This window comes from Runella sp. (assembly GCF_027484545.1).
In the GTDB taxonomy this organism is placed as follows: Bacteria; Bacteroidota; Bacteroidia; order Cytophagales; family Spirosomataceae; genus Runella.
Genome location: NZ_JAIXST010000339.1, coordinates 1 through 4850 on the forward strand (window position 1 = coordinate 1; position 4850 = coordinate 4850).

General features: G+C 41.9%; 6 protein-coding genes. All 6 read right to left on the bottom strand.

Annotated elements, in window-relative coordinates; translation table 11 throughout:
- Nucleotides 1-11: 11 nt before the first annotated feature.
- Nucleotides 12-833: a signal peptidase I gene (lepB, locus tag Q0081_RS30275; RefSeq protein WP_298362460.1), complete on the bottom strand. Its 822-nt coding sequence runs from the start codon at nt 831-833 to the stop codon at nt 12-14.
- A 73-nt stretch (nt 834-906) separates the two neighbouring features.
- Nucleotides 907-2250 carry an ABC transporter permease gene (locus Q0081_RS30280; RefSeq protein ID WP_298362463.1) on the bottom strand — a complete coding sequence of 448 codons (1344 nt, stop codon included), beginning with the start codon at nt 2248-2250 and terminating at the stop codon, nt 907-909.
- Nucleotides 2251-2318: 68 nt separating this feature from the next.
- On the bottom strand, nt 2319-3248 hold the full coding sequence (locus Q0081_RS30285) for an ABC transporter ATP-binding protein (protein ID WP_298362466.1): 930 nt from the start codon (nt 3246-3248) through the stop codon (nt 2319-2321).
- 161 nt (nt 3249-3409) lie between these two features.
- Complete coding sequence (locus Q0081_RS30290; RefSeq protein WP_298362469.1) at nt 3410-3799, bottom strand: cupin domain-containing protein; 390 nt, start codon at nt 3797-3799, stop codon at nt 3410-3412.
- Nucleotides 3778-4011 (bottom strand): hypothetical protein, encoded by a 234-nt coding sequence (locus Q0081_RS30295; protein ID WP_298362472.1) that lies wholly within the window; start codon nt 4009-4011, stop codon nt 3778-3780. Before Q0081_RS30295 ends, Q0081_RS30290 begins: the two co-directional genes overlap by 22 nt.
- A gap of 1 nt (nt 4012) precedes the next feature.
- Complete coding sequence (locus Q0081_RS30300; RefSeq protein ID WP_310586548.1) at nt 4013-4336, bottom strand: RNA polymerase sigma factor; 324 nt, start codon at nt 4334-4336, stop codon at nt 4013-4015.
- Nucleotides 4337-4850: the final 514 nt, after the last annotated feature.

Genomic DNA, 4850 nt, shown 5'->3' on the forward strand with positions numbered 1-4850 from the left:
CTTTGAAAAATTCATTTAGTGTCATATTCCATATAATATTTGGTCAAATGTAACAAAAAAATAGAACTTAACAGCCCTGCTTCATTATAACGGCTTGTGTGCGTTATGGAACGAATAAAGCTATGTTTCTTTAAATCTTCTACAATTTTTGTGGAGGTACGGATTTGATATACAAATTTGTTAGGCGAAGCTGAATCAGCGGGATAGCTACTATAATCCTGAATATTTTCTTTCTCAAAAAAACGATCGTCCAAGGCATCCGTCGATTCCAAACGATAAAAGAGTTGAGCGTTAAATGGAACAGGTGCTGGTTTTCCGTTGATATAAACCACCGCGTTTTTCACTTCTATGACATCACCGCTGATGGCAATACAGCGTTTGATGAAATTGTTACGCAAATCGACGGGGAAATGTTTGTAACCTCCGTTGCCAATAGATACATCTTCGAAAGGCTCGTCGGGGTCACCGGGATAGTTGAACACCGCCACATCGTTGCGATGAACACTCGTAAAACCCGGTAAACGACACATCGGCAGTTGAATCAAAGTAGAAAAAGAAGGAATCTTCGTTCCCCATATCGTTTGGTGCGTCAGTGGAACCTGCAAAGGCGTAACGGGCGTACGGGCTCCGTAATGCAGATTGCTCACAAAAATAAAGTCGCCGATAAGAATCGTTTTTTCCATTGACGACGATGGAATCACGTAAGGCGTAAACAGCAGCCAACGGATGAACGTAGCAGCCACTACGGCAAACACAATGGAATCGACCCATTCCCTAAAAGCGGACTTTTTCGGTTTTTGCGGTTTGGTTTCTACATTTTCGACTTTTTCCATGAATCCATTGATTGTCAAAAAACAATTGCTCAACTACTGCTGACTGCACCGGCCGGCCTACTGTAAACTCTCTCTATCCTTTATAAAAAATCCATTTTGACAGCTCTTTGTAATTCACTTTTTTACCGTACATCAAAATACCAACTCGATAAATACGGGCTGCCAACCACGTAGTTCCTACAAAACCCAACACCAAAAAGCCCATCGAAAGGGCGATTTGCCAGGCAGGTACGCCAAAAGGAATCCGAGCCATCATCACCACGGGAGAAGTAAACGGAATCATAGATGTCCAAAAAGCAAGTGAACCATCGGGTTGATTAATGGCTAATTGGGCAAAAAAGATAGCGGCAATAATCGGCAGCATGATGGGAAATGTAAATTGCCCCGCTTCCTGCTGATTTTCTACGGAAGCTCCAATGGCCGCATAAAGCGAACTGTACAATAAATACCCGCCCAAAAAGTAAAAAATAAAACAAAGAAAAATCTGCGTTAAAGGAAGCGATTGAGCTGACTTGGTGAAATTATTCATCATTTGCAGCGTACCGTTTTGCTGCTTCTCCATTTCTTTCTTGAGTTCAGGGTCGGCTTGTTCGGCCTGTTTGTTCATTACCTCCTGCGTAGCCGTAAATCGGTTGAACCCAAAAAGGGTCTGAGTGGCCGTAGTTACGGCAAACGTAAGTACTCCCCACAGCAAAAATTGAGTCAATCCCACGGCAGCTACGCCCAAAATCTTACCCAACATCAAGTGAAAAGGTTTAACCGAAGAAATAATGACCTCGATAATACGGTTTGATTTCTCTTCCATCACTCCCTGCATCACGCCCGCACCATAAATCAGAATGAAAATGTATAGCAAAAACGCCGCAGCATATCCTGCCACGTAAGCGGCCATGGTACTGCTGGATTGCGTTTTTCCTTCATCGTCAAGGCTAAAGGTTTGCGCGTCCACGTTTTGGTTGGCATCTTCAATTACTTTCTGGGTAATTCCCGCTTTAGAAAGTTTGATATTGCGGAGTTCCTGTTGAACAATTTTTTCAATTCGCCCTTGCAGCATCGGTCCGATGTTCTTTTCGGCGTATATCTGTAATCCTTCCGGGCGAGTCATAATGTCGGCAGGAATAAAAACGAGCAAATTCTCCTCTTTGCCTTTCAGTTTCTTTTGAGCAACCGCCACCGATTCCGTGGTAAACTGAAACGTCGTGTTTTTGTCGCTCTTGAATTTATTCTTGAACAGACCGCTTTGGTCAATGACCTGAATGGTTTTACGCTCGTTTTTGAAAGAACCTACGGCCGCCCAAACAATGATTCCGTAAAAAGCCGCAATCAGAACCGGTGTCAGAATCGTCATGACAATGAACGATTTCTTACGGACTCGTACCAAGTATTCACGTTTGAGAACAAGGAAAATATTTTTCATGATAATAATCGAATGTTAACGGTTATACTGCTTACTGTAAACTGCACGGGCAGCCCCGTGCCCACTGCCTACTTCAAAACTTCTTCCGGCATTTCTCCGCCGACAGCTTTGATAAAAATCTCGTTGAATGAAGGAATATTTTCGTGAAAAGCGACCAATTCTACTTGGCTGATGAGATTTCCAACCAACTGATTTACGGAAGTAGCTCCCACAATCCGAATGTTGGCCTTACTAAGATTTTCTTCGTCGGTTTTTTGGGAAATAATCTCAAAATCGGAGGGTAAGCTTTCTAACGTACCGTGATAGCTTACGGCATAGCTATTTTCCTTGAACTGATCTTTTACTTCCTGTTTGCTGCCGTGCAAAATCACTTTGGATTTATGCACAAGGGCAATGTGGTCACAAAGTTCTTCGACCGATTCCATGCGGTGCGTGGAAAAGATAATGGTCGTTCCTTTGTCGCGAAGTTCGAGGATTTCGTCTTTGATAAGATTGGCATTGATGGGGTCAAAACCGGAGAAGGGTTCGTCCAAAATAATCAGTTTAGGTTCGTGCATGACGGTAGCCACAAACTGAATTTTTTGCTGCATCCCTTTCGATAGGTCTTCGATGCTTTTGCTCCACCACGTTTTGATGTCAAATTTTTGAAACCAAATTTTGAGCTTATCCATGGCCTGGCGCTCCGAAAGTCCCTTCAATTGAGCAAGATAGAGCAATTGCTCGCCCACTTTCATTTTCTTGTACAGACCGCGTTCTTCGGGCAGATAACCGATGTGTTGGATATGATTGGGACGGAGGCGTTCGCCATCCAGCAATACATAGCCTTCGTCGGGAGCGGTAATTTGCGTAATAATCCGAATGAGGGACGTTTTTCCGGCACCATTGGGGCCAAGCAGACCAAAAATACTGCCTTTAGGAACATTGATACTTACACCATCAAGGGCACGGTGCGTGGCATACTGTTTTACTATGTCGTGTGCTTCAAGAATGTTGGGCATTGAGGAGGCAGTTAAGAGGTTAAGAGCCTTGCGGTTAAGACCTGAAAAGAAGAAAATTACGTAACTTTTAACCTTAAAAGCACACGAAAGTTACGTGCTTGCTTCAAACACTTTCAAGCAATTACGGATAGTTGGAGATTTTAAAGGGATAAACGGTAAAATTACGCCGCCACTTTTCGCCGTTGAATCAATGCGTTTACGTGTCTGTTTTCGGGGGACGTCACTTTAATGGTATGAGGAGTGTCAAAAGGAATATCTAAATAGCCTCCCGGTTGCAGGCTAACGATTCTATCCCCTAAGTCACAATCGCAGGTACCTTCCAAAATGAGAAAGCTTTCCTGAAATTCATCACGGTGATGAGCTTTTTCGACCATGTCTGATTGAAGCCAGGCCACACAGAGTTGCAGTTCTTCGGTTTGGCGTAAAAAATGAACTTTTAAACCTTCATATTCAAAATTTGGCTGAATGCCCGTCAACGCTTCATTCCACTTCTTAATATCGCTGTGGCGATTGATAAGCGGCGGCTTGGTCAATTGAATAGCTTCTTCCAATTTTGAAGTGCCCCTAAAATTTGCCCCTTCAAAGCAGGACGTGGGGGGGTATCTAAATAGGCAAACAAAGCAGCTTCGGTTATTTCTATTTCCTTCTGTATTTCGGGAAAAAGTGCAGCTAATCGCCGCACCTCTTCGCATTGGTGTTCCAGTAACAACCCCAAACAATATTCCTCCACAATCCCCGACTCAATGTATGTTCGTACGTCCATTTTAAAAATTATGTTGTCCAAAATAAACCCTCAATTGTTGTAATGCCGTGCGGGTTCGGGTTTTAACCGTCCCTAAAGGCAAGTTTAGTTTTTCGGATACTTCCTGTTGGGTATAACCCAAAAAGTAAATCAGGTGAATCACTTGTTTCAGTTTAGGGTCGAGTTTTTGGACGGTCTCACCGACTCCGATATAGTTTACTTCTGTAAGTTCAGTTTGTACCGTTTCTGTATATACAATCGATTCTGAATTTTGGATTTCACTTTTTTCAAAAAAATGAGGTGACCGTAAAAAATTAAGTGCGGTGTTGCGGGATATATTAAGCAACCACGTAAATAAACGACCTTTTTTAGGGTCATATTGGCCGATATTCTTCCAATCTTCACAAAAGAGTCCTGTAATAAATTTTCGGCTTCGGCTTCATCTTTTACAATCTTGGCAATAATTCCCAGTAGGGCAGGAGAGTAATTGTCGTAAAGCAGGACAAAAGCCTTTTCATCATGGGATTGTAGTCCCCTGACGAGTTCATCTTCCGAAATCGGTATTCTCTTCAACGTTGACAAAGAGGGTTGTTACAATGCGAATCTCCTCACAAATAAGAGATTAAGACGTATTTTTCTAAGGAAAAAGTAAACGAAAGTAATAAAAAAAATGGATAGAATTAAAAAAATACAAATCCGAATTTTTTAAAAGAGTGTATGTATTTTTGTACTACATACAGCAGATAACTGCATAGGAATGATTTTGAAATAAGTTAAACATCTAATTGGGATTAATTCTATAATTGAGTTTAGGTATTTTGGGATGGTATTGAATATATTTAGATGAAGAAATACGAGCA